This window comes from Actinoallomurus sp. NPDC052274, from assembly GCF_040679475.1.
GTDB lineage: Bacteria > Actinomycetota > Actinomycetes > Streptosporangiales > Streptosporangiaceae > Actinoallomurus > Actinoallomurus liliacearum.
Genome location: NZ_JBFAUT010000041.1, coordinates 32,616 through 56,459, shown reverse-complemented (window position 1 = coordinate 56,459; position 23,844 = coordinate 32,616). Strand labels below are relative to the sequence as shown.

The window sequence follows — 23,844 nt, the reverse complement described above, 5'->3', positions numbered from 1 at the left end:
TGATGGCGCCGCAGACCCTGCGGTGACCGGCAGATCCGCGCGGGCTGTGCGGCGAACCACGAGAGCGACGGGGAATGACGCACCAAGGGGAACGCGGACGTCTACGGCACACCAGCGAGATCGCCGTTTCCACCGAGGTCACCGGGACCACGGCAGCCTCCGGTGAGAACATGGCCCGGACCCCCGGCGAGAGGGCGATGCTCGTCGACGGCGAGCGGCCGCCGGAACGCGACCTGAGGCGCCGGCGCCGCTTGGTGCTCGCCGTCTGCTGCACCAGTGTCTTCATCGGCAATCTCAACAACACCGTGCTGAATGTCGCGCTCCCCGCGATGCAACGCGATCTGCACGGCTCGCTGTCGGGGCTCCAATGGACCACCGACGCCTATTTGATCGTGCTGGCCGCGCTGCTGATGCTCGCGGGCGCGGCCGGTGACCGGCTCGGCCGTCGTCGCGTCTTCCAGACGGGGCTCGCGGTGTTCACCCTCAGCTCGATCTTGTGTGGATTGGCACCGGCCCTCGGCTGGCTGATCTTCTTTCGCGTCTTCCAGGCGATCGGCGCCTCGATGCTCAACCCCGTGGCGATGGCCATCATCACCAACGTCTTCAGCGAACCGCGGGAACGTGTCCGTGCCATCGGCGTGTGGGGCACGGTGCTAGGTATCGCGATGGCGGCCGGACCGCTGGTCGGGGGCGTACTCGTGCAGGCGGCGGGCTGGCGCTCGATCTTCTGGCTCAACCTGCCCATCGGCCTGGCGGCTCTGGTGTGCGCCGCTCGCTTCGTCCCCGAGTCCCGTGCCGCCACCCCGCGCCGGATGGACCCGGTCGGACAACTCCTGGTCATCGTCCTGATGGCTACGTTGACCTGCGCAATCATCGAAGGGCCCGCCGCCGGGTGGGGTGCCCCGGGAGTCCTCGGCTGCGTCGGCGCGGCCGGCGCCGCGCTCATCGCCCTGATTCCCTACGAGCTGCGGCGCTCCGACCCTCTGATCGACCTACCGGTCTTCCGCAGAGCCGCGTTCAGCGGCGCGAGCGCCATGGCGGTCTGTTCGTTCTTCGTCCTCGGCGGTTTCCTCTTCCTCAACACCCTCTACCTCCAGGACGTACGCGGGCTCAGCGCGCTCGCCGCCGGGGCGTATCTGTTGCCCATGGCGGGCATGAACGTCCTCACCTCGCCCATATCCGGTCGGCTGACCGCGGCGTACGGCCCGCGCCTTCCGCTGCTGCTCGCCGGTGCCGCCACCACCGGCGGCGGCTTGCTGCTCGCCGCCGGCGCCGAGACCCGTGACGCCCTGCTCTTCCCCGCCTACTGCCTGATCGGGATCGGCGTGGGCCTGGCCAACACGCCGATCACCAACGCCGCCATGGCCGGCATGCCCCGGGAACAGGCCGGCGTGGCCGCCGCCGTCATCTCCACCTCCCGTCAGTTCGGCCAGGCTCTCGGCGTCGCCGTCCTCGGCGCCCTCCTCGCAACCGGCCTCCACCACGGCACCTACGCGGGCTTCGTCGCAGCCGCACGTCCCGCCTACTGGCTCGTCACCGCCTGCGGCAGCGCCATTCTCGCCCTGACCCTGCTCACGACCACCCGTTCCGTCGAGCGTTCCACGGCACGCCGGAGACGCGCCGGCCGACCTTGACGTGAGTGTCGCGGCCGGTCTCCCCGGGACAGCGGGGCTTTGAGACAGGCCCTAGCTAGGCGAGGTCCGGGTCGAAGGTCGCGGCCGCGATCCTGCTGATGTACGGCGACTCCGAGCCGTCCTTGTTACCGGTCGGGTTGAGCGAGTAGACGACGATGCGGCGCCGGTCGCGGGTGGCGGCGATCCCGGTCGTGTAACCCGGTCGAGCGCCGGTCTTCCCCCAGACCGTGATGCCGTTCGGCAGTACGGTCCGCATCAGGCCCACGCTGAAGCAGGCCCGTCCGGCGTACGGGCCGATGTTGCAGTTGCGGCGGTCGGCGTACGGCACGTCGGGAAGGGTGAACATCGCCTTCAGCTCCGCGGGCGGCACGACGCGGCCCCCGAACAGCGCCTCGATGAGGCGGGTCAGGTCGCCGGCGCTGGAGATGATGCCGCCTTCGGCCCACGGGTACGGGCTCTGCTCGGACACGTCGTGCAGCGTGGTCACGCCCCCGTCGGTCACCGCGACGTACCCGTGGGCGTGCGGCCCGGGCAGCCGCGGATCGTGCCGGTCGAGGACGTACGTGTCGCGCAGCCGCAGCGGCGTGATGATCCGCCGCCGTACCTCCTCGGCGTACGTCCGCCCGGTGACCCGCTCGATCAGCAGGCCGGCGATGAAGTAGTTCGTCCCGTTGCACCGCTGCTCGGTGCCCGGCGGGAATTCCAGCGGGTGGGTCACGGCGTCGGCGATGAGCTCCTGCGGCGTCCAGCTGTCGAAGCGGTGTTCGACGAACCACTTCGCGTCGCCCGAGTCGATGTCGGTGCCGGGCAGGCCACTGGTGTGGTTGAGAACCTGCCGGACGGTGATCGGCGGATACGACGCGGGCAGGAGGCCGGGCAGGTAGTGCTGGACGGGCCGGTCGAGGCCGATCCGGTGTTCGGCGACGAGTTGCAGGATCACCGACGCGGTGAAGACCTTGGAGGCGCTGCCGATGCGGAACCTCCCGTTCTCGGGGACGGGTTCGCCCGTCTTGACGTCGCCGCTCCGTCGCGCGACCGATGGAGGAAGACAGTAGCCATGTACATAGTAGACATGTATATTGTTTGCCATGAGCGGGACACCGATGGTGCCGACGCCGGGCTACCTGGTCTGGCGGTTGGCGAACAAGTGGCGCGTCGCGGTCGACCGCACGCTGGCGCCGCTGAATCTGACGCACGCGCAGTACGTGCTGCTGGCCTCGTTGTACGGCATCGAGAGTGCCGGGCGACGGCCCAGTCAGCGTGAGCTGGCCGACCACACCGGCCTGGAGGCGCTGTACGTCTCGAAGCTCGCCCGGACGCTGGAGGCCGACGGCCTCATCGAGCGCACCCGCGACCTCGCCGACACCCGCGCCGTACGTCTCGCCCTCACCGACCGGGGGCGCGAGGTCGTACGGCCGGCCCTGAGCCTGGTCCAGGAGCTGCTCGACCGGCTCCTGGCCCCGCTCGGCGGCCAGGACGACCCGCGCGCCGCGGCGTTCGTCCGCGACCTGACCGTCCTCCTGGACGCCCCCCTCGACCTGCCGCGAAAGGACTCCTGACATGCCAGAGATCCGGGTGCTCGACTCGACCATGCACTACGAGGACACGGGGGGTGACGGGACGGTCTTCGTCTTCCTGCACGGCAATCCGGGCTCGTCCCACCTGTGGCGCGACGTGATGCGCGCCGTGGGGCCGGGCCGCCTGCTGGCCCCCGACCTGATCGGTATGGGCCGCTCCGGCAAGCCCGACATCCCCTATGCCTTCGCCGACCACGCCCGGTACCTCGACGCCTGGTTCGACGCCCTCGGGCTGGACCGTGTCGTCCTGGTCGGCCACGACTGGGGCGGCGCGCTCGCCTTCGACCGAGCGGCCCGGCATCCCGACCGCGTCCTCGGCCTGGCCTTCTGCGAGACCATCGTCAAGCCGATGGCCTGGGAGGACCTGTCACCCCAGGCCCGCAAGCGCTCCGAGACCATCCGCACCCCCGGGGCAGGCGAGGAGCTGGTCCTCGAACAGAACCTCTTCGTCCGCCAGGCATTCACCGGCGGCGTCCTCACCCCGGTCTCCGACGAGGACCTGGCCACCTACCTCGCCCCGTACCCGACCCCGGAGAGCCGCCGCCCGATCCTCGCCTGGGCCCGCCAGATGCCGCTCGGCGGTGAGCCGGCCGAGCTGGTCGCCCGCATCGAGGCGTACGACGAGTGGCTGGCGACCAGCCCGGACGTCCCGAAGCTGCTCATGACCTTCGAGGGTTCGCCGACGCTGCTCATCAGCGACGAGATGGCCGCCTGGTGCGCGGCCAACATCGCAGCCCTGGAGACGGTCGCCTGCGGCAAGTCCGGCCACCATGCCCCGGAGGACCGCCCGGAGGAGATCGCCGCCGCCGTCTCCGACTGGGCGGACCGCCACGGCCTGCGCTAGGAGCCCGTCACCTCAGCCGGAAGTGGACGATCGCGATCTCGTCGGTCGGCTTGATCTCCGGGTAGTGGTATCGGAGCCGGTCCTGCAGCTCGGCGAGCTCGCGGAAGCCGTCCGCGACGGCGTCGGCGTCGGTCAGCTCGGCGACGCGTTTGCCGACGACCTCGGTGATCAGGCCCGGCAGCGTGACCTCCTCGTCCGGTTCGAACACCAGGTTCACCGGCCCGGTCGTCCCCGGGTCCCGGAACCGGATCGTGGTGACCTTCGTGCCCGTCCGTACCGCGTCGAGGTAGTCACGGTGGAAGCGCAGGGACGGGACGGCGGCCCGCGGAGAACCGCAGGAAGGCATATAGTCGGTTTCTGATATCAGGAGGCGACTATGGCGCGGAGTGTCGACAACCCGCTGGGACTGGCGGTGATGGGGCTGCTGATGGAGCGGCCCATGCATCCGTACGAGATGGCGTCCGTGCTCCGCGATCGCGGCAAGGACGCCAGCGTCCGGATCAACCGCGGATCGCTGTACGACGTGGTGGCCGCAATGGAACGCGAGGGCTGGATCACGCCGCGCGAGCGCGTTCAGGAGGGGAACCGGCCGGCCCGGACGGTGTACGAGCTGACCGAGAGGGGCCGTGCCGTCTTCGTCGAGCGGGTCGACGAGCAGATCCGCAACCCGCGGCGGGAGTTCCCCGTCTTCCTCACCGCCGTCGCCTACCTCGGGGCTCTCGGCCCGGACGGGGCCCGCGCGGCGTTGCGGGAGCGGGCCGACCGGCTCCGGACCACGATCGCGGACGACGAACAGGCCCTGACCGACGCGCTGCGGTCGGCGCAGGTGCCGCGCCTGTACGTGATCGAGGTCGAGTACGCGCTGCACATGGCGCGCAGCGAGCTGGCCTGGGTCGAGGCCACCGCCGAAGAGATCGCCGACGGGGCCCTGCTGTGGCCCGGGCGCCGTGACCACGAAGGAGAACGATGACGAACGTGTCCGACCCTCTGCTGTTCGGGATCTATCCCGGGGGCGTCACGGGTGACGACAGCGGCGGCCTGGCCACCGGGCCGGCGGACGATCCCGAGCGGATCCGGGCCGCTCTCGACCGGCTACGGCCCGATGGCGGGACGTTCCTGGTGCGGGGCTATATCTCGTTCGTCGACGCCGACGACCGGCGCGAGGTGACGCAGGCCCCCGAACGGGTCGAGCGGTACGCGGGAGACGGGCGTGTCCTGGACCTGGTCGCCCAGTACCAGTCCCACAGCGGAGACGTCGCCGGATATGTCGATTTCGTTCGCGACCTGGTCCGCCGCCACGGCCACCGGACCGCGACCCTGCAGATCACCGAGGAGCCGAACGTCCCGGGGAACCCCACCCTCGACGGTCACTACCCACGCGTGCGAGAGGCCGTGATCGAAGGGGTGCTCGCCGGCGCCGACGAGGCCGGCCGGCAGGGCTTCGACCATCTTCGAGTGGGCTTCAACACCACGCCGCTGTTCGGACCCGGCGCCGACTTCATCGCCTCGCTCACCGGCCTGGGCGGCAAGGAGTTCATCGACGCCCTCGGCTACGTCGGCCTCGACTTCTTCCCCGACGTCTTCCAGCCCATCGCCCCGGACCGGCTGCACGACGCCATCACCGGCCTGGTCGGGATGCACCGGGCCGAGCGCCTCACGTCCGCGGGCATCGCCCCGGAGGTTCCGCTGCACATCACCGAGAACGGCTGGCCCACCGGCCCGGATCGCACCCCCGAGCGGCAGGCGGAGGTTCTGGAGACGACGGTCCGGGCGATCGCCGAGTGCCGGACCACGCACAACGTCCGCGCCTACACGCACTTCGCCCTGCGCGACGCCGACAGCGCGGCTCCGGGGTTGTTCCACCGCTTCGGCCTGCTGACGGACGACTACCGGCCGAAGCCGGCCTTCGACGTGTACCGGGAGGTCATCGCGCGGTTCGGCGGATAGACCCTGCGGTTTTCCGCACCCCGGCCGGGCGGCCGCCCGCATTACGCCACGCTCGTACGGTCCCTAGCGTCGTCGGCATGATCGAGATGAGCACCGCGGTGGAGCCGGCCGGCGGGATGGCCCCGACGGCGCCGATCATCGCGTACTTCGTGACGGTCGGCGCGGTGCTGCTCTTTCTCGACCTGGCCGGACTGGCCGCGGTCGTCACCGTCGAGCGCCGCCTCGCCCGCCGCCTCCTCGGCCCCGACGACCGGGAGCTCATGCGGCGCCGGATCGCCGAGCTGGCCGCCAGCCGCGCCGGGATCGTCGAGGCCGTCGACGCCGAACGCCGCCGCATCGAGCGGGACCTGCACGACGGCCTGCAGCAGCGCCTCGTCGCCCTGGCCATGCTCCTGGGCCGGGCCCGCCGCAACGGCTCGGACGACCTCTACCGGCAGGCCCACGAGGAGGCGCAGCGCGCCGTGGAGGAACTGCGCGAGGTGGCGTGGCGCGTCTACCCGGCGGCACTGGACGAACTCGGTCTGGCCGAGGCCCTCGCCACCGTCGCCGAACGCTCGCCCGTACCCGTACGGGTCGCCTGCGATCTGCTGGCAGAGGAGGGACACGAGGTCGTCGCCGCCACCGCCGACGCGGAGGCACTGCTCGCCGCGGTGGACGCCGACCTGCCGGAGGTCACCGTCGTGGACGTACGGATGCCGCCGACCCACACCGATGAGGGGCTGCGCGCCGCTCTGGAGATTCGACGGAGACACCCCGGCGTCGGCGTGCTGGTGCTCTCCAGTACGTCGAGAAGCGTTACGCCACCGAGTTGCTGTCGTCCGACACCCAGGGCGTCGGGTTCCTGCTGAAAGACCGGGTCGCCCAGGTCCAGGAGTTCCTGGACGCGCTGGAGCGCGTGGGCGCGGGCGGCGCGGCGTTCGACCCGGAGGTCGTCCGGCAACTGCTCGCGCGTACGACCCACGTCGACCCGCTCAGCCGGCTGACCCCCCGCGAGCGGGACTATGGCGCAGGGCCACACGAACGCGTCGATCGCCGCGCAGCTCTACGTCTCCCAGAGCGCGGTCGAGAAACACGTCAACGCCATCTTCGACAAGCTCCGCCTGCCCAGCGAGGGGGGCTACAGCCGCCGGATCCTCGCGGTCCTCCGCTACCTCGGCTCCTGAAGACGAGATCACTGGCGATCACCGCGCCCTATGAGCAGCGACCGCCAATGATCACTGCATCAAGCGGTCACGCCGTCAGCAGGCCGAGGCCGAGGCTGAGCACGCCCGCCGCGAGGGACAGCGCGCCGATCCACAGGATCCAGACGAACCGGTTCGGCGCGGTGGCGCCTCGGCCGGCGGAGGCGGCGAAGAACCCGCCGGACATCAGGATGGCGGCCACCGGTACGCCCAGCCGGGCGGTCCACAGCAGTACGCCGGTCAGGCCGGTGGCGTCCGCGTAGAGCAGGCCGATCAGGCTGAGCAGCACGAGGACGCCGGCGTGGCCGTGTCCGGCGCGCGCGAAGGCGCGCTGGAAGTCGGTCATCGGCACGCCGCCGCGCGCGATCCGGGTCATGAACCAGCCGCCGAACTCGATGGTGACGATCGTGAGGAGCACGGCCCCGGCGATCATCCGGGACTCGGTGCTGAGGGCCAGGGTCTTCATGGCGAAGTCCTTTTGTGGGGAGAGGGGCTATCGGGACACGGAGGCGGGCTTGGCGGGACCGACGCGGAGCCGGCGCGCGAGACGCCGGATCGCCGCGCCGTCGGACGCCCGGACCACCCAGACGGCGACCGCGACGTAGAGCGCCTGTTCGGGGATCCGCTGCCACAGCGGAGTCGCCTCGCCGCCGTGGAAGGGCACGTGATCGACGGACGCGTAGATGTTGGCCGGGAGCAGCAGGATGAACAGCGCGGCCAGCCCGATCCCGGCCGCCCACCGCGTGGCGGTGACCACCAGGCCGACCGCGCCGAGCAGTTCGAGGACGCCGGTCAGGTACACCATCGCGTCGGCGAACGGGACGAACGGCGGCACCATGCGGACCATGTCGGCGTGGTTCGGCATCACGGTCACGCTCGCCGGGACGAAGTGCGCGCTCGCCGTGACGACGAGCATGACCGCCAGCGCGTGCGCCGCGCTGACGGGCCAGCTCGCGAACCGTCGCACACCGAGCGCACCGAGGAGACGAAAGCCCAGCAGGGAACCGCCGAGGACTAGGTAGACCACGATCCCTCCAATCAGAGTGGATAGTCATACTATCCGCTATATGGGTAGTGATACTATCCATAAAGTTGGAGAGGATGGCAAGGATGCGTATCGGGGAGTTGAGCCGGCGATCGGGCGTCTCGGTGCCGACGATCAAGTTCTACCTGCGGGAGGGGTTGCTGCCGCCCGGCGAGCTGACCAGCCCCAACCAGGCGGACTACGCCGACGGGCACCTGCGCAGGCTCCGGCTGATCCGCGCCCTCATCGATCTGGCCGGTCTTCCGGTGGTGCGCGTGAAGGAGGTGCTGGAGTCGCTCGACGCCGGCGATGAGGCCCTGCACCACCGAATCGGGGCCGTGCACCGTGCCCTCGCCCCGCCACGGCAGTCCACCGAGGACCATGACACCCGCGCCGAGGTCCAGGTCCGTGAGTTGATAGAGAAGAGGGGCTGGGCGATCGAGCCGGACGCACCCGCCATCGCGACGCTGGCCGAGACGATCGCCGTCCTGCACGCGCTCGGCCAGGGTGACCTGGCCGCCGACCTGGACTCCTACGCGGACGCCGTCGAACGACTCGCCGAGCGCGAGGTCGCGGCGGTCGCCTCCCGCCCGGATCCCGACCGCATCGCCGAGAGCGTCGTCGTCGGGACGATCTTGGGGGAGAGGCTCATCACCGCGCTCCGCCTCCTGGCCCAGGAGAACATCTCGGCCCGGCTTCTAGGCCCCGCGTCGGGTGACTCGCGAACGGAATGAACGGCTCGATACGGGGAATCTCCTGGCGGCACCAGCGCGGCACAGCCGAAGGAGTGAGTGTGATGGGACTGTTCACCCGCTCGAAGCCGAAGGTCCGGACGCATCGTAAGCCGACGCGGCGGGAGCGCCGTGCCGCCGAGCGGACCGCCCAGGCCGAGGCGAGACTGCGGGAGACCGAAAAGAAGATCCACGAGCTCGCGGGCGAGGTCCGGGCCGACCTCCACCGATCCGCCTGAGCCGGCGGGAGGCTCGTCAGGGGAATTCGTGGAACCCTGCGGCAGCGGCCTCCTCGCTGGAACAGAAGAAATGTTCGTGGAAGGGCGTCACCATGTACTCCCGGCTGGCGGGGACCGTGTACGAGTAGGCGGCGGCGAACGTCGTCCCCACCACCGGCAGGTGGCCGCAACGGATGACGTACAGGGGATACCGCGCCATTCCGGAGGAGACCGGCGCCACCAGCGCGACCAGATGGGCGATCACGGCGGCGACGGCGGCGCGCCAGAGCGGCGGCAACCCCCAGAGCGGCGTCATCACCAGGAACGCGGCCAGGTACCACGCGACGGCGAAGAGCCCGTACGGGGCGGCGAAGATGGCCGGGGGTGGCGGCCGCGCTAAGAGCATCACCAGGAGGTATCCGAACGCGGGGAGCGCGAAGACGAGCAGCGCCAACCAGCCCATTGCCGGCGCGAAGTGTGTTATGGCCGGAACGCGCCAGAAGTGCACCATGATCCGAACGTACTTCCTCACGAGCGAGGCGAGGAGGCCTATGCGCTTCGCCGGAGAGCGCACGGGGCCGATACCACGCCTCCGTCCGGGGCGGGGCTTGCGAAACGCTCGGTGAAGACTGTCGATCAGCGGTGATATCTGGCATTCGTCCGCCAGCATGGAGGCGATTGCCGAGCCTTCGGCTCGCTCGCCACCGAACGCGGCGGCGAACGCGCGGGGACCGTGACGGTGCTCGTGGGCGTGCGAAACGCTCGGTAAAGCCGTTGACCAGCGGTGATTCGTGGCATTCGTCCCCCCGTGCGGGCGCGATTACCGAGCCTTCGGCTCGCTCGCGCGGTGGCTCTGACGGCGGACAAATCGCTCAGACTGCCATCAAGAGGCGTGCGAAGCGGATTTCCGCTGGCCTGGTTCGGCCAACCGGTGTGCGTGCGGTGCCCGGAATGTAAGGTTTGTGATCTTCATTCTGGTGGTGTGGCGGAGGGTGGCCATGGGGTTGGGGAGACGTGCGCTCATCACCGGGGTCGCCGGTGTTCTTGTCCTCGGCTCGCTGCCCGCGACCGCCTCGGCGACGACCTGGCGGTACCTCACGATCAAGGGGCTGAGCCGGGCCGGGAAGGTGCCCTGGATCACCGCGCAGATCTACGACCCGGCGGCCAAGAAGTCCTGGCCGGTGATGGGCCGCGACAACGCCGTGGCGAAGCTGCCGGACAAGCGGACGTACGAGATCTACGCGACGCTCGCGCGGAACGAGCCGGGGGAGTCGCCCGAGAACACCGTGGTCCTGACCACGTACAAACTGTCCAAGGGCCACGACCACGTCACGCTCAGCGCCAAGAGCGGGAAGCCGATCGACCTGTCGGTCGGCGACCCGTCCGCGCAGGGCCGGATCCGCGTGCACGTACGGCACGGGGCGATGGACTTCACCACCGACGACGTTCCCGGGCGGCTGTACGCGGTGCCGGTCAAGCGCTCCGGGGTGACGTTCGCCCAGGGCAGCACCTGGACCGGGTCCGGCGTGCTGTACCGCCTCGGTACCTCCTACGCCGGGGGCATCCCCGCCGGCGTCACCCAGCACGTCACCAAGGCCGACCTCGCGGAGGTCAAGGTCACCTACCGGTCCTTCGGCGACGGGATGAAGGTGAACCCGCGCTGCCGGGGCACCGCCTGGGGTGGTGACGACGAGATGTGGTTGGACGCGCCCGCGACCCTCACCGAGTACGTCCAGCCGGGGGCGGCCTGCAAGCGGGAGTTGTGGTACGAGTCCTCGTCCCACCCGCTGTTCGGCAACGTCACCCTGGCCACCCGGACGTACGCCAAGGGCACGGCGCCCGCCGAGACCTGGAACGCCGCGGTGTTCGGGCCCGCCGCACCCGGTGGTTACCGGACGGGCGACCAGTTGCACTACACACCCGTCAACCTGCTGTCCGACGCTCCCGGCAACTGGGGATCCGACCAGTTCACCATCGCGAACGTGAAGCTCCGGGCCGGCACCAAGGCGCTCGGGCTCGACGCGTACGAACCGGACGTCACCCTCGGGAAGTCGGCGACGACCTACCACCTCGACGTGACGGCCACCCGCGACGCCGCCGAGGCGACGCTGTCCGACCGCGTCCAGGTGAGCTGGATCTTCAAGTCGGCGCGGACGTCGAAGAAGACCGTGCTGCCGCTCAGCACCGTACGGTTCGCGCCGCGCGGCCTCGACGACCGGAACGCCGCCGCGCCCGGCTCCACCACCGAGATCCCGGTCCGCGTCGTGACCAACCCCGGCGCGACCGCGCACGCGGTCACGACGCTGACGGTCGAGGCGTCCACGGACGGGTCCAAGACCTGGCAGACCCTCCCGGTCGTGAACGGGACGGTGTCCGTGACCAATCCGGCCGAGCCGGGCTACGTCGACCTGCGGGCGACGGCCGTCGACAGCGCGGGGAACCAGGTGACCGAGACCGTCTCGCGCGCCTACCGGGTGGCCGGCTGAGCGGCACGGGCGGCCGCGCCTTCGCGCGCGGTTCGTTCACCAGTGGTTCACGTCACCACGCGCTCGCCCTTCGACAGGCCCGAGGTGATCTCGACGTACGTGTCGCCGCGGACGCCGACCTTGACGGTACGGGTGACGGTGCGGTCGCCCTGCCGCACCCGGACGGTGGAGGTGCCGTTCGCCGCGGTCCGTACGGCCGATGAGGGCACGTGGAGCACGTCCGCCGCGGACGCCGTGGTGACCGACACGGTTCCGGACTGGCCGATCAGCACCTTGGACGGCACGTCGTCGAAGGCGATCATCACGCCGTACTTGACGAGCTGGTCGCTGGTCGTCGCGTTGGTGTCGACGTGCGTGACCGACCCGGCGTAGGTCTTCGTGCTGTCCGTGCTGAGGGTGATCTTGGCTTCCTGGCCGACGCGGATGTGCGCCACGTCGTTCTGGGAGAACGTCGCCTGCAACTGCAGTTCGTTCAGGTCCCCGATGGTGATGAACGTGCTCGACGCCGAGGCCGTGTCGCCGGCGTGGCCGTTCACGGCGAGGACGGTGCCGTCGATCGGCGCCTTGATGACCGTTCCGGCCAGCGCGCGCTCCGCCTGGGTGAGGGTGTTCTTGGCCTGGATGACCCGTGCCTCGAGCTGCGCCGCCGAGGTCGTGCCGCCCTGGGGCGTACCACCGCCGGAGGAGTTCCCGGAGGCCGGAGCTCTCGACGTTCGCGTGTTCTGCGGGGTGCTCGGCCGGGTCGACGGGCGTTTCGTCGAACTCGGTGTGCTCGTCTTCGCCGAGGGCGTCGGGGTCGGCGAAGCCGTCGGCCGGTAGGCGGCCAGGGCGATGGTCGCGCGGTCCGTGGTCGTCGCCGCGGCCGCGCCGGAGCTCGTCGTGCCGCTCCCGGAGGACTCGGCGGCCTCGGCGGCGGCCAGTGCGGCGCGGGCCGCCGCGACACTCTCCAGCGCCTCGGTCTGGTCGACGCGTGCCAGGCGGGCGCCCGCCCGCACCTTCGCGCCGACCTTGACGTACACCCTCTGCACCGTGCCGGACGTGCTGAACGCCAGGTCGCGGCTGTCGGCGCTCGTGACGTTCCCCGCCGCGCCCGCCGTGGCGGTCACCGCGCCCTCGGCCACCGTCGCGTACGTCGGTGCCGCCCCGCTCCCACCGCCGGTGCCGACGGCGACGGTCGTCACCGCGCCGATCAGGGCGACGCCGATTACGCCGGTCGCCACCTGGGTACGTTTCCGCCGGAAATTCGGCGCGGACACCCGAAATCTCATGGCGCGCCATGATGACGTGCCCGGATGAAACGAATCTGGGCCTTGAATGAGAGTTTCCTGGGGACGGTCTCTCATCGTATTTTCATTTTTGAATTAGGGTAATCCAACCTTTCTCCGCCAGCTTGTGCCAGGTGAAACGTCTACTCGGACGCAGATCCCTCGTGATCAACGGCGCGCTGGGCGTGTTGTTGGTCACCGGCATCGGCGTCGGATATCTCTCGCTGACCGGCGGAGACGATTCGGCCGGCGCGTCCGCCCTCAGCCGTACGTCCCGGGTCACGCGCGGCACCGTCGTCTCGTCGGTTTCGGCCTCGGGATCGGTGGAGAGCGCCAGGAGCCGTTCGCTGTCGTTCACGACCTCCGGCACGGTCGCCAAGATCTATGTCCAGGCGGGTGACAAGGTCTCCAAGGGCGAACTGCTGGCCCGGCTCGACACGACCTCCGCCCAGGAGAACCTCACCTCGGCCAAGGCGAACCTCACCGCGGCCGAGGACGGCGACACCTCCACCGCCTCCGGCTACTCCTCGTACGTCTCGGCGAAGAACGCCTACAACCAGGCCGTCCGCGCGCTGGCGGGGACCGAGCTGCGGGCGCCGTTCGCCGGCACGGTCGTCGCCGTCAACGGCACGGTCGGCGGCTCGTCCTCCGGCTCGGGCTCCTCCGCCGGCTCCGGTTCCAGCTCACAGGGCTCCTCGAACGGTCCGTCCGGGAACGGCGGCGGGTCCAACGGCTCGTCCGGGTCGTCGAGCACGAGCAGTTCGTCCAGCTCGTCCGGGAGCGGGTTCATCGAGCTGGCCGACCCGAAGAAGCTCATGGTCACCGGGGAGTTCACCGAGGCCGACGCGATCAAGCTGAAGACCGGCCAGAAGGCCACCGTCTCCTTCGACGCGCTCAGCGGCGTGACCGCCACCGGCAAGGTCACCCAGATCGACATGTCGCCGACGACCAGCAACAACGTCGTGCAGTACGGCGCGACCATCACTCTGACCTCGATCCCGAGCTCGGTGCGGATCGGCCAGACCGCGACCGTGCAGGTGACCACGGCCACCGCGCAGAACGTCCTGTACGTCCCGGCGGCCGCCGTCCGCACCGCCGGCGGGCAGAGCACGGTCACCGTCCTGCAGAACGGCAAGCAGGTCATCAAGCCGGTGCAGACCGGCGTCAAGGGCAACCAGGGCACCGAGATCAAGTCCGGGCTGAACGAGGGCGACCAGGTCGTGATCACCACCACGACGACCAGCACGAGCGGCTCCAGCGGCTTCGGCAGGGCCGGCGGCGGGTTCGGCGGTGGCATCGGCGGCGGTGGCGCGCCCGGCGGCGGCGCTCCCGGGGGAGGCCGGCCGTGACGCCCGAACCCGCGGTCCTCGACGTCCGCGCGCTGACCAAGGTGTACGGCCAGGGCGACACCGCCGTGCACGCCCTGCGCGGCGTGTCCCTCCGCGTGGAGCGCGGCGACTACGTCGCCATCATGGGGGCGTCCGGGTCCGGCAAGTCGACGCTCATGAACATCCTCGGCTGTCTCGACGTGCCGAGCGGTGGCCGGTACCTGCTGGACGGGACCGACGTCGGCGTGCTCGACGAACGCCGGCTGTCGATCCTGCGCAACCGCAGGATCGGCTTCATCTTCCAGTCGTTCAACCTGATCCCGCGGATGTCCGCGCTGGCCAACGTCGAACTGCCGCTGGCCTACGGCGGCGTGAAGCCGGCGGAGCGCCGGAAGCGGGCCCGGGCCGCGCTCCGGCAGGTCGGGCTCGCCGACCGCATGGACCACGAGCCGAACGAGCTGTCCGGCGGTCAGCAGCAGCGCGTCGCCGTCGCCCGCGCCCTCGTCACCGCGCCGGCGCTGCTGCTCGCCGATGAGCCGACCGGCAACCTGGACACCCGCTCCACCGCGGACGTACTCGGCATCCTCGACCAGCTCAGCCTGTCGGGGCGCACCATCGTGCTGATCACGCATGAGGACGAGGTCGCCGCCCGCGCCAAGCGGGTGATCCGGCTGGTCGACGGCGAGATCATCGAGGACCGCCGGCAGGCCCCGGTGGACGGTCCGCCGCCCGCCGCCGCCTCCGTTCCGGAGGGCGCCCGGTGAGCCCCTGGGAGATCCTGCGGTTCGCCCTGCGCGGCCTGACCGCCAACAAGATGCGCAGCGCGCTGACCATGCTCGGCATCCTCATCGGCGTCGGCGCCGTGATCATGCTGGTGGCGGTCGGCAACGGCTCCTCCGAGCAGATCAAGAACAACATCTCCCGGCTCGGCGCCAACTCCCTCACCGTCTCGAAGTCGACCTCTGGCGGCGGGGGAGGCGGCTTCGGCGGCTTCGGCGGCATGCGGAACCGCCAGCAGTCCAACGGCCCCCGGACCCAGGCGCACGACCTCACCGTCGACGACGCCAAGGCGCTCGTCGACCCGGTGAACGCCCCCTCGGTCAAGAGCGCGTCGCCGGTGGTGACGTCCTCGTCCGTGACGACGACGTACGAGGGGACGAGCCACTCGATCAGCCAGTTCGTCGGGACCTGTCCCGCCTACTTCAGCGCGGCGAACAAGGAGGTCGCGCGCGGCGCGGCCTTCACCGACGACGACGTGACGAGCGGCCGGAAGGTCCTGGTGATCGGCCAGACGGTCGCCGAGGACCTGTTCGGCACCGTCGACCCGCTGAACAAGCAGGTCAACGTGGGCGGCACGCCCTTCACGGTCGTCGGCGTGCTGAAGGAGTCCGGCTCGTCCGGCATGCAGGACGCCGACGACGTCGCGATCGGCCCGCTCACCACGGTGCAGCAGAACATCACCGGGTTCGGCGGCCTCGGCTCCATCGTCGTGGAGGCCAAGAGCTCCAAGGTCACCGACCGGGCCCAGAGCGAGGTCACCGACATCCTGAACCAGCGGCACGACATCTCCGGGTCCAACACCGCCGACTTCCAGATCATGAACCAGGCCAGCCTGCAGTCGGCGGTCAGCGCCTCCAGCAAGACCTTTACCGTGCTGCTCGGCGCGGTCGCGGCCATCAGCCTGCTGGTCGGCGGCATCGGGATCACCAACATCATGCTCGTCACCGTCACCGAACGGACCCGGGAGATCGGCATCCGCAAGGCCATCGGAGCGCCGAAGGGGGCGATCCTCGGCCAGTTCATCGCGGAGGCGACCGTGCTCAGCCTCGTCGGCGGCGTGCTCGGCGTGCTGGTCGGCGTCGTCGGCAGCCTCTTCGAGGTCGTCGGCGTCAAGCCGGTGATCGTGCCCTCCTCGATCGCGCTGGCACTGGGCGTGTCCGTCGCGATCGGGCTGTTCTTCGGCAGCTACCCGGCCAACCGCGCGGCCAAGCTGCGCCCGATCGAGGCCCTGCGCCATGAGTGACCCGGAGGAGATCGACGTGACCGGCCGCAGAACGTGGACGCCGCATGAGGAGCCCGACGCCTCGGTGACCCGGGACGACGTGCTCTCCGCCTCGCCGTTCGACGGCGACCTGGAGAGCGAACTCGCCAAGGCTCCCAAGGCCCGCAGGAGACTCGGCCTGACCGCCTACCTGGGCGCCGGCGCGCTGCTGGCCGCCGGTTTCGGGGCGGGCGCCCAGGTCGACCGGCACTTCGGGAACCACACCAGCACCACGGCCCAGGGCACGCGCGCGGCGACGGGCGGCACGATGCCGGGCGGCGGCCGCGGAACCTTCGGCGGCGGGATGCCCGGCGGGGTCGCGCCCGGTGACGGCGCGAGCCCGGGGACGACCGGCACCGTCCAGAAGGTCACCGGCAAGACCATCTACGTCAAGACCGCGAACGGCGTCGTGCAGGTCAAGGTGACGGACAAGACCAAGGTCCGCGTGCTGCGGAGCGGCTCGGCCTCCGCCCTGAAGACCGGCACCACCGTCACCGTCCAGGGCTCCCAGGCCGCGGACGGCACCCTCACCGCGACATCCGTCCAGGGCGCCTCGTCCGGCGGCTGACGGCTCCGCGGAACCTCTCTCTCGAAGGAGAAGATCACATGCGTACTAGGCAACTGACCGTCCGACTGCTCGGCGGCACCGCCGTCGCCGGGACCCTGCTCCTCAGCGCCGCCTGCGGGGGCGGCGGCGACAAGACCTCGGCGCAGAGCGGCGGGCAGCAGGCCGGTCAGGGCGGCGGCCCGAACTCCAGTGCCATGACCGCCTACCGGCAGTGCATGGAGAAACAGGGCGTGACGATGCCCAGCCGGGGCCCCGGCGGCGGGCCGGGCGGGGGCGCCCCCAGCGGCAGACCGTCCGGCAGGCCCACCGCCCGTCCGTCGGGCCGCCCGAGCGGCATGCCCACGATGTCCGCCGCCCAGCAGAAGGCCCTCAAGGCCTGCGCCTCCCTCCGCCCCACCGCCGCCCCCGGCGGCCCGGGTGGCCAGAACGGCGCCGCCCCACCCGCCGGCTGACCGACCGACGACCACCCGGGCGCATGACCGGGTAACGACCGGCCGGGCGGCCATCATGGGCACGGCCGCCCGGCCTTGCTTTCTTTCGCCCCGGCGACGACCACGAGCAGGACCCGGGCCCGGACGGCTCGGCCCCGCGCTTGCCCCCGATGGACCCGGTGGCGACCAGAACGGCACAGCCCCACTCGTCAGCTACTATCTCACCTTAAGTATTTGATCAGATGCTATAAGTAATCATCGAAGAGGGCGAAGGGTTGCCCTGCGTGTTTAGGTATAGCTAAAGTCGGGAACGGATGCTGCTGGTGGGCTGGGAGATCTACCTCACTGATGAGGTGCTCGAGTGGCTCGATGACCTAGAGGTCATCGACCCTCGCTCGTACGATTTAGTGCTAGCGGCGATCAATCAACTGGAACTCCACGGGCCGTCTCTTGGGCGTCCCCTGGTGGACCGGATCGAAGGATCGAAGCTCCACAACCTCAAGGAGTTGAGGCCGGGTTCGGCGGCTTCCAGTGAGCTGCGCGTGTTGTTCATCTTCGATCCCTGGAGATCGGCGGTTCTGCTGGTCGCCGGTGACAAAGCAGGCAAGTGGTCACGGTGGTATGCGGAGAACATCCCGGTGGCCGAACAGCCCTATGAGCGCTACCTCGGCGATCGGATGAGGGAAGGGTGAGCCTGGTGGACGGCGTGAAGCGGTGGAGGGACACGAAGCACGGTCAAACTGCCGCCAGTTCAGAGCGGATCGCTGCGCTGGGGGAAGAGATGATGGCCGCAGTCCGGGGCCATCATCTCGCGGAGGCGCGCAAACGTCGGGGCATGACTCAGGCGCAGGTCGCCGAGATCATGGGGGTCTCGCCCGGCCGCGTCAGCCAGATCGAGAACGGGCGGGTCACCGATGTCGGGACCGAGGTGCTGACCCGCTACGTCGAGGCACTCGGCGGGAAGCTGAAGATCGTCGCCAACTTCGGTGACGAGTGGCTCGTCGTCGCTTAGCGGCGGGTTACTTGTCGATGTCGCCGACGACGAAGAACATCGAGCCCAGGATGGCGATCATGTCGGCGACGAGGTGGCCGGGGAGCATCTCGCGGAGTACCTGGATGTTGTTGAAGGACGCCGACCGGAGCTTCAGCCGCCACGGGGTCTTCTCGCCGTGGGAGACGAGGTAGTAGCCGTTGATGCCGAGGGGGTTCTCCGTCCAGGCGTACGTGTGACCCTCCGGCACCTTCAGCACCTTCGGCAGCCGTACGTTGATCGGACCGGGCGGCAGCTCCTTGAGGCGGGCCACGCAGGCGTCGGCCAGATCGAGTGAGGCGTGCACCTGGTCGAGGAGGCACTCGAACCGCGCCAGGCAGTCGCCCTCGGTCCGGGTCACCACGCGGAGCACGTCCTGCAGCTCGCCGTACGCGAGGTACGGCTCGTCGCGTCGCAGGTCGAAGTCGACGCCGGAGGCGCGGGCGATCGGCCCTGACACGCCGTACTGCTCGATCTGCTCGCGGGTCAGCACGCCGACGCCGCGGGTGCGGGCCCGGAAGATCTCGTTGCCCCGGATGAGCCGGTCGATGTCGCCGACACCGTGGCGCACGGCGGCGACGGCGTCGGTGACGCGCCCGAGCCAGCCGGCGGGCAGTTCCTCCTTCAGGCCGCCGACCCGGTTGAACATGTAGTGCAGCCGGCCCCCGGAGATCTCCTCCATGACGCGCTGCACCTGCTCGCGCTCGCGGAAGGAGTAGAAGATCGGGGTGATCGCGCCGACCTCCAGGGGGTACGAGCCGAGGAACATCAGGTGGTTGAGCACGCGGTTCAGCTCGGCCAGGAGGGTGCGCGCCCACACCGCGCGGACCGGCACCTCCATGCCCAGCATCCGCTCGACCGCCAGGACGACGCCCAGCTCGCTGGCGAACGCCGACAGCCAGTCGTGCCGGTTGGCCAGCACGATGATCTGCCGGTAGTCGCGGACCTCGAAGAGCTTCTCCGCGCCCCGGTGCATGTACCCGATGATCGGCTCGGCGGCGGTGATCCGCTCGCCGTCCAGGGTGATCCGCAGGCGCAGCACGCCGTGCGTCGAGGGATGCTGCGGCCCGATGTTGAGCGTCATGTCCTCGGTGGCGAGGTCCTTGGTCCCCGCGCCCACGCCCACGATCCGCTCGGTGCTCACTGCCGCGCTCGCCTCTCGCTCTCGCTCAGATCATCCATCCTGCCATGCGAGGTCTCGCGGAACGCGGCCCGGTTGGGGTTGACTTACTCCCGACATGAATGCTGGCGATCAGTATCCGAATCCGCATGCGGCGCAGGACATGCCGCCGGGCAGTCCGAACATCCTGCCGCCCGGCGCGGCGCCCGGCCCGCGGCAGGGCCCGCCGCCGCCTCCGCCACCCGTCCCGAGCGGGCCGTCGATGCCCTCGGCCGTGCCCATCGGAGCGCGGGCGGAGCAGGCGTTCGACCCGCCGAGCGGCATGGCGTGGGTGCGGGTCTCGCCCAAGCTGACCTGGCACCGGCGCATCGCCGTGCTGCTGTGGGCGCTGCCGGTCACGATCGTCGGCGCGTTCGTGCTGTCCCGTACCCGCGGCCTCGCCGGCGGCCTGATCTGGCTCGCCCTGGTCCTGGTCGCCTGCGCGGTGAGCTGGGTCGTCGCCGAGCTGAGCTACCGGTCCTGGGGCTTCGCCGAGCGCGCCGACGACCTGCTGGTGACGCACGGCTTCTTCGTCCGGCACCTCGTCGTCGTGCCGTACGGGCGCATGCAGTACGTCGACGTCACCGCCGGGCTGCTCGAACAGTGGCTGGGCGTGGCGACCGTACGCCTGCACACCGCGGCGGCGGCCACCGACGCGCGCATCCCCGGGCTGCCCGCCCGCGACGCCGCGATCCTGCGGGACCGGCTCGCGCAGAAGGGCGAAGCGAGGTCGATCGGGCTGTGAACGGTCCCTACGGGCCGGGGCGGCCGCCGTACGGGCCCCCGCCGCGCCCGCACTTCACCCCGCCGATGTACGCGCCAGGGTACGGTCCGCCGCCGATGTACGGCCCGCCGCCCAAGCCGCCCGTGCACTTCTCCCACGGGGTGCACCGGCTGCACATGGCCACAGCGGTGATCAACGCGGTCGGGGTCGTCGTCATCGCGTTCGTGCTCGGCGGCTACTCGCTGCTGCTCACCCAGACCTCCGGCGGCCTCGCCCTGGTCCTCACCCCGGCGGTCCTCGCCCGCTTCCTCCTCGTCATGCTGCCGGCGAGCGTCGTGGCCGCGGCCATCGGGTTCTGGATCTGGTGGTCGCTGAAGTTCTGGATCGCCGGGGACGACCTGGTCGTCGAGACCGGCATCCTGCGCCGCCGCAACCGCCGGATCCCGCTGGCGCACATGCAGGCCGTGGACGTCGTACGGCCGCTGGTGTCCCGCGTGTTCGGGCTCGCCGAGGTGCGGGTGGAGCTGGCCGGCGGCGACCAGGCCGAGACGAAGTTCCGCTATCTCGGGCGGCCGATGGCCGAGCAGTTGCGGGCCGAGCTGCTGGCCCGGGCCGCCGGGCTGCCGGGCCACACGCCCGAGGCGCCCGAACGCCCCTACTGGCGGGTGGGCTTCGGGGCGCTGCTGGGCTCGCAGCTGATGAAGCTGCCGGTCATCGGGGCGCTGGTGCTGTTCGTGGCGCTGCTGGCGTTCGGGGTCGCCTTCGGGGAGCTCGGCGTGCTGGCGGCCGCGCTGCCGGTGCTGCTGGGCCTGGCCCGAGGTGTGATCGCGCCGCTGGTCATGCACACCAACTTCACGGCCGCCCTGTCGCCGGACGGCCTGCGACTGCGGTACGGCCTGATGGAGACCCGGATGCAGACGGTGCCGCCCGGCCGGGTGCAGGCCGTCCGGGTCGTCGAGCCGCTGCTGTGGCGCGGTACCGGCTGGGCGCGCATCGACGTCACGGTCGCCGGCTACGTGGGGGAGCGGCAGGCGCTGTCGTCGGTGTTGCTGCCGGTCGCGCCCCGGCACGTCGCGCTGCAGATGGTCGGCCTGGTCTTCCCGGGCACGAACGCCGAGGCGGTTCCGCTGCTGCCGACGCCCCGGTCCTGGCTCGCGCCGTTCCGCAAGGGGGAGGCCGGCACCGACGACTCGCTGTTCGTCACCCGCCGGGGCCGGGTGTGCCGGCGCCTCGACGTCATCGCCCACGCGCGGGCGCAGAGCGTCCGCCTCACCGCCGGCCCGCTGCAGCGTTTGCTGGGGCTGGGTACCGTTCACATCGACGCGCCACCTGGACCGGTCCAGGTCGCCGCGGAGGATCGCGAGCTCGGGGAGGCCCGCGCGATCGTCGAGTCGGCGGCCGGGCGGGCGCACCGGGCGCGCGCGACCGACATCCGCACCGAACGTTGGGCAAGATGAACGATTACGCCCCCGGGTCGCCGGCCTTCGTCGCCGACCCGTACCCCGCGCTCGCCCGCCTGCGCCGCGAGTCCCCGGTCTTCTTCCACGAGCCGACGAACCAGTGGGTCATCTCCCGGTACGCCGACGTCAACGCGCTGCTGCGGGACCGGCGGCTCGGCCGTACGTACCACCACGTCGCCACCGACGAGGAGTTCGGCCGCGAGCCGCAGCCGGAGTTCCTGAAGCCGTTCTGGGACCTGAACGACGCGGGCATGCTCGACATGGAGCCGCCGGACCACACCCGCCTGCGGCGGCTGGTGTCGAAGGCGTTCACACCGCGGATGGTCGAGGACCTGCGGCCCCGGATCCGGGCGCTGGCCGAGGGACTCGTCGGGGGCCTGGTCGAGCGGGGCGGCGGGGACGTGATCGCCGAGGTCGCCGAGCCCCTGCCGGTCACCGTGATCGCCGAGATGCTCGGCGTCCCCGAGGCCGATCGGCACCTGCTGCGGCCCTGGTCTGCGGACATGTGCGGGATGTACCAGCTCAACCCGTCCAAGGAGATCCAGGACGCCGCGGTGCGCTCCTCGATCGAGTTCTCCGACTACCTGCGCGACCTGTCCCGCGCCCGCCGTACGGACCCGCGCGACGACCTCATCAGCGCGCTGTGCCAGGTCGAGGGGCTCACCGAGGGCGAGCTGATCGGGACCTGCGCCCTGCTGCTCAACGCCGGGCACGAGGCGACCGTGAACGCCACCGGCAACTCCTGGTGGGCGCTGTTCCGCAACCCCGGCGAGCTGGAGCGGCTGCGCGCCGACCACGAGCTGATCCCCACGGCGGTGGAGGAGCTGCTGCGCTACGACACGCCGCTGCCGCTGTTCGAGCGCTGGGTGCTGGAGGACATCGAGGTCGGCGGGGTGCCGATCCCGCGCGGCGCCGAGGTCGCCCTGCAGTTCGCCTCGGCCTGCCGGGACCCCGAGGTCTTCGCGGACCCGGACGTGCTCGACCTGTCCCGTACGCCCAATCCGCACCTGGCGTTCAGCGCCGGGATCCACTTCTGCCTGGGCGCGCCGCTGGCGCGGGTGGAGCTGGCCGAGTCGTTCCGCGCGTTCCTGCGGCTCGCGCCCGGACTGACCGTCAAGGCGGACCCCGAGTGGAAGCCGGGCTACGTCCTGCGCGGGCTGCGGTCGCTTCAGGTGGCGGTCTGACCCTTGCCCAGGACGGCGGGCACGTCGACCCCGACGGTCTGCACCAGCCAGCCGAAGCTGCCCAGCCCGGACGGGTCGATCAGCTCGGCGTCCTCGCCGGCGGCGCGCAGCGCCTGGAGGTAGCCGCGCGGGTCCGAGCGGGCCAGGTCGAGCGCCGGCCGCTCGCCGCGTAGCCCGAGCGCGCGCAGCGCGGCGCGCTGGGTGGTCAGCAGGGTGGCGGTCGCCCCGGCGCGCCGGCCGGCCTCGGCGCAGGCGTCCAGGGCGACGTGCGCGGTGATGTCGCAGGAGCCGTCGGGCACCGGGGAGACGCAGCGGCCGTCGCGGTAGCCGGTCAGCGTGCCGTACGGCGGACGGTGATCCCGCTCGTGCGCGTAGTCGACGGCCAGCGCCACGCCGCCGCGCAGCCGCTGCAGGACCGACGCCCAGGCCGCGCAGCGGTGCCGGCCGATCTCGGCACGGTCGCCGAGCTCGCGCAGCGGCCACCAGCGTTCGAGCCATTCGGCGTCCTCCGCGGCGGGCGCGGGGCCCGGGATCTCCGCCCCGGTGCGCGGGTCGACGACGACCAGGCGAGGCCCCGCGTCGGTCAGCTCGACCACGTCGATCGGCACGTTGTCCAGCCACTCGTTGGCGATGACCAGCCCGGTGATCTCGTCGGGCGGCGCGGCCCGCCACTCGATCGACCCGCTCAGCGCCTCGGGTCGCGGGGCGACCTCCACGGCGATCGGCCGCAGCCGCCCGGCCAGGCTCGTCACGGGCAGGATCTCGGCCAGCAGCTCCCCGCAGCCGGCGCCCACGTCGACGAGGTCGAACCGGGCGGGGTGGCCCAGGGCCGTGTCGACCTCGACGATCAGCCGCGCCAGGGCCAGGGCGAACCGGTGTGAGGCGTGCACCGAGGTACGAAAGTGCGCGGCGGGCCGCTCGCCCCGCGTGTAGAAGCCCTCGGGCCCGTACAGCGCCTGCTGCATCGCCGCCCGCCACCCGACCTGACCCACCTCTTGACCGTACCGCGTGC

General features: G+C 71.1%; 26 protein-coding genes and 2 pseudogenes. 21 read left to right on the top strand and 7 right to left on the bottom strand.

The window, feature by feature from the left end:
• Positions 1–74: 74 nt before the first annotated feature.
• Complete coding sequence (locus AB0K82_RS29485) at positions 75–1,634, top strand: MFS transporter (protein ID WP_364403206.1); 1,560 nt, start codon at positions 75–77, stop codon at positions 1,632–1,634.
• A 55-nt stretch (positions 1,635–1,689) separates the two neighbouring features.
• Here AB0K82_RS29485 and AB0K82_RS29480 read toward each other — a convergent pair whose 3' ends face one another.
• On the bottom strand, positions 1,690–2,724 hold the full coding sequence (locus tag AB0K82_RS29480; RefSeq protein WP_364403203.1) for a serine hydrolase domain-containing protein: 1,035 nt from the start codon (positions 2,722–2,724) through the stop codon (positions 1,690–1,692).
• Here AB0K82_RS29480 and AB0K82_RS29475 point away from each other — a divergent pair.
• Positions 2,723–3,193, top strand: a complete 471-nt coding sequence (locus AB0K82_RS29475; RefSeq protein ID WP_364403200.1) for a MarR family transcriptional regulator — start codon at positions 2,723–2,725, stop codon at positions 3,191–3,193. The two genes, AB0K82_RS29480 and AB0K82_RS29475, sit on opposite strands and share 2 nt — an antisense overlap.
• Position 3,194: 1 nt before the next feature.
• Positions 3,195–4,055: a haloalkane dehalogenase gene (locus AB0K82_RS29470; RefSeq protein WP_364403197.1), complete on the top strand. Its 861-nt coding sequence runs from the start codon at positions 3,195–3,197 to the stop codon at positions 4,053–4,055.
• 7 nt (positions 4,056–4,062) lie between these two features.
• On the opposite strand, the gene AB0K82_RS29465 is transcribed toward AB0K82_RS29470, so the two are convergent.
• Entirely contained in the window at positions 4,063–4,401 is a 339-nt protein-coding gene (locus AB0K82_RS29465) for an ASCH domain-containing protein (protein ID WP_364403194.1), read from the bottom strand.
• Positions 4,402–4,431: 30 nt separating this feature from the next.
• Between AB0K82_RS29465 and AB0K82_RS29460 the strand changes: the two genes are divergently transcribed.
• The 4 genes and pseudogenes from AB0K82_RS29460 to AB0K82_RS29445 all read left to right on the top strand — a co-directional run bounded on the left by AB0K82_RS29460 (position 4,432) and on the right by AB0K82_RS29445 (position 7,165).
• Positions 4,432–5,025 (top strand): PadR family transcriptional regulator, encoded by a 594-nt coding sequence (locus tag AB0K82_RS29460; RefSeq protein ID WP_364403191.1) that lies wholly within the window; start codon positions 4,432–4,434, stop codon positions 5,023–5,025.
• Positions 5,022–6,002: a hypothetical protein gene (locus AB0K82_RS29455; RefSeq protein WP_364403188.1), complete on the top strand. Its 981-nt coding sequence runs from the start codon at positions 5,022–5,024 to the stop codon at positions 6,000–6,002. Before AB0K82_RS29460 ends, AB0K82_RS29455 begins: the two co-directional genes overlap by 4 nt.
• 212 nt (positions 6,003–6,214) lie before the next feature.
• Positions 6,215–6,577: pseudogene (locus AB0K82_RS29450) on the top strand (histidine kinase); the annotation flags it as partial.
• Between the two features lie 9 nt (positions 6,578–6,586).
• A pseudogene (locus AB0K82_RS29445) lies at positions 6,587–7,165 on the top strand (response regulator transcription factor).
• 67 nt (positions 7,166–7,232) lie between these two features.
• Here AB0K82_RS29445 and AB0K82_RS29440 read toward each other — a convergent pair.
• Positions 7,233–7,649 (bottom strand): hypothetical protein, encoded by a 417-nt coding sequence (locus AB0K82_RS29440; protein WP_364403185.1) that lies wholly within the window; start codon positions 7,647–7,649, stop codon positions 7,233–7,235.
• Positions 7,650–7,803: 154 nt separating this feature from the next.
• Between AB0K82_RS29440 and AB0K82_RS29435 the strand changes: the two genes are divergently transcribed.
• The 3 genes from AB0K82_RS29435 to AB0K82_RS29425 all read left to right on the top strand — a co-directional run bounded on the left by AB0K82_RS29435 (position 7,804) and on the right by AB0K82_RS29425 (position 9,177).
• A complete protein-coding gene (locus tag AB0K82_RS29435; protein WP_364403257.1) occupies positions 7,804–7,851 on the top strand; it encodes a hypothetical protein in 48 nt (15 codons plus the stop codon).
• Between the two features lie 433 nt (positions 7,852–8,284).
• Positions 8,285–8,941: a MerR family transcriptional regulator gene (locus tag AB0K82_RS29430; protein WP_364403182.1), complete on the top strand. Its 657-nt coding sequence runs from the start codon at positions 8,285–8,287 to the stop codon at positions 8,939–8,941.
• 62 nt (positions 8,942–9,003) lie between these two features.
• On the top strand, positions 9,004–9,177 hold the full coding sequence (locus tag AB0K82_RS29425; protein WP_364403180.1) for a hypothetical protein: 174 nt from the start codon (positions 9,004–9,006) through the stop codon (positions 9,175–9,177).
• A 16-nt stretch (positions 9,178–9,193) separates the two neighbouring features.
• Here AB0K82_RS29425 and AB0K82_RS29420 read toward each other — a convergent pair whose 3' ends face one another.
• On the bottom strand, positions 9,194–9,667 hold the full coding sequence (locus AB0K82_RS29420) for a hypothetical protein (RefSeq protein ID WP_364403177.1): 474 nt from the start codon (positions 9,665–9,667) through the stop codon (positions 9,194–9,196).
• Positions 9,668–10,154: 487 nt separating this feature from the next.
• Here AB0K82_RS29420 and AB0K82_RS29415 point away from each other — a divergent pair, with 487 nt between their 5' ends.
• Positions 10,155–11,642 (top strand): hypothetical protein, encoded by a 1,488-nt coding sequence (locus AB0K82_RS29415; RefSeq protein ID WP_364403174.1) that lies wholly within the window; start codon positions 10,155–10,157, stop codon positions 11,640–11,642.
• A 47-nt stretch (positions 11,643–11,689) separates the two neighbouring features.
• Here AB0K82_RS29415 and AB0K82_RS29410 read toward each other — a convergent pair whose 3' ends face one another.
• Positions 11,690–12,862, bottom strand: coding sequence for an efflux RND transporter periplasmic adaptor subunit (locus tag AB0K82_RS29410; protein ID WP_364403171.1), 1,173 nt, complete (start codon positions 12,860–12,862; stop codon positions 11,690–11,692).
• Positions 12,863–13,041: 179 nt separating this feature from the next.
• Between AB0K82_RS29410 and AB0K82_RS29405 the strand changes: the two genes are divergently transcribed.
• The 7 genes from AB0K82_RS29405 to AB0K82_RS29375 all read left to right on the top strand — a co-directional run bounded on the left by AB0K82_RS29405 (position 13,042) and on the right by AB0K82_RS29375 (position 18,287).
• Positions 13,042–14,256, top strand: a complete 1,215-nt coding sequence (locus AB0K82_RS29405; RefSeq protein ID WP_364403168.1) for an HlyD family efflux transporter periplasmic adaptor subunit — start codon at positions 13,042–13,044, stop codon at positions 14,254–14,256.
• Complete coding sequence (locus AB0K82_RS29400; protein WP_364403165.1) at positions 14,253–14,999, top strand: ABC transporter ATP-binding protein; 747 nt, start codon at positions 14,253–14,255, stop codon at positions 14,997–14,999. Before AB0K82_RS29405 ends, AB0K82_RS29400 begins: the two co-directional genes overlap by 4 nt.
• Complete coding sequence (locus tag AB0K82_RS29395) at positions 14,996–16,258, top strand: ABC transporter permease (RefSeq protein WP_364403162.1); 1,263 nt, start codon at positions 14,996–14,998, stop codon at positions 16,256–16,258. The genes AB0K82_RS29400 and AB0K82_RS29395 overlap by 4 nt, the downstream gene beginning before the upstream one ends.
• Entirely contained in the window at positions 16,251–16,844 is a 594-nt protein-coding gene (locus tag AB0K82_RS29390; RefSeq protein WP_364403159.1) for a DUF5666 domain-containing protein, read from the top strand. The genes AB0K82_RS29395 and AB0K82_RS29390 overlap by 8 nt, the downstream gene beginning before the upstream one ends.
• A 38-nt stretch (positions 16,845–16,882) precedes the next feature.
• A complete protein-coding gene (locus AB0K82_RS29385; protein WP_364403156.1) occupies positions 16,883–17,296 on the top strand; it encodes a hypothetical protein in 414 nt (137 codons plus the stop codon).
• A gap of 293 nt (positions 17,297–17,589) precedes the next feature.
• Complete coding sequence (locus tag AB0K82_RS29380) at positions 17,590–17,967, top strand: type II toxin-antitoxin system RelE/ParE family toxin (protein ID WP_364403153.1); 378 nt, start codon at positions 17,590–17,592, stop codon at positions 17,965–17,967.
• Positions 17,964–18,287 carry a helix-turn-helix transcriptional regulator gene (locus AB0K82_RS29375; RefSeq protein WP_364403150.1) on the top strand — a complete coding sequence of 108 codons (324 nt, stop codon included), beginning with the start codon at positions 17,964–17,966 and terminating at the stop codon, positions 18,285–18,287. The genes AB0K82_RS29380 and AB0K82_RS29375 overlap by 4 nt, the downstream gene beginning before the upstream one ends.
• 7 nt (positions 18,288–18,294) lie before the next feature.
• Here AB0K82_RS29375 and AB0K82_RS29370 read toward each other — a convergent pair whose 3' ends face one another.
• A complete protein-coding gene (locus tag AB0K82_RS29370; RefSeq protein WP_252802900.1) occupies positions 18,295–19,449 on the bottom strand; it encodes an NADH-quinone oxidoreductase subunit D in 1,155 nt (384 codons plus the stop codon).
• Positions 19,450–19,699: 250 nt separating this feature from the next.
• Here AB0K82_RS29370 and AB0K82_RS29365 point away from each other — a divergent pair, with 250 nt between their 5' ends.
• From AB0K82_RS29365 to AB0K82_RS29355, 3 genes are read left to right on the top strand one after another with little or no spacing between them, the layout of a single operon-like run.
• Positions 19,700–20,209 (top strand): PH domain-containing protein, encoded by a 510-nt coding sequence (locus AB0K82_RS29365; RefSeq protein ID WP_364403147.1) that lies wholly within the window; start codon positions 19,700–19,702, stop codon positions 20,207–20,209.
• Positions 20,206–21,645, top strand: a complete 1,440-nt coding sequence (locus tag AB0K82_RS29360; protein WP_364403144.1) for a PH domain-containing protein — start codon at positions 20,206–20,208, stop codon at positions 21,643–21,645. The genes AB0K82_RS29365 and AB0K82_RS29360 overlap by 4 nt, the downstream gene beginning before the upstream one ends.
• Entirely contained in the window at positions 21,642–22,832 is a 1,191-nt protein-coding gene (locus AB0K82_RS29355; RefSeq protein ID WP_364403141.1) for a cytochrome P450, read from the top strand. The genes AB0K82_RS29360 and AB0K82_RS29355 overlap by 4 nt, the downstream gene beginning before the upstream one ends.
• On the opposite strand, the gene AB0K82_RS29350 is transcribed toward AB0K82_RS29355, so the two are convergent.
• Complete coding sequence (locus AB0K82_RS29350; RefSeq protein WP_364403138.1) at positions 22,817–23,824, bottom strand: SAM-dependent methyltransferase; 1,008 nt, start codon at positions 23,822–23,824, stop codon at positions 22,817–22,819. The two genes, AB0K82_RS29355 and AB0K82_RS29350, sit on opposite strands and share 16 nt — an antisense overlap.
• Between the last annotated feature and the right edge of the window lie 20 nt (positions 23,825–23,844).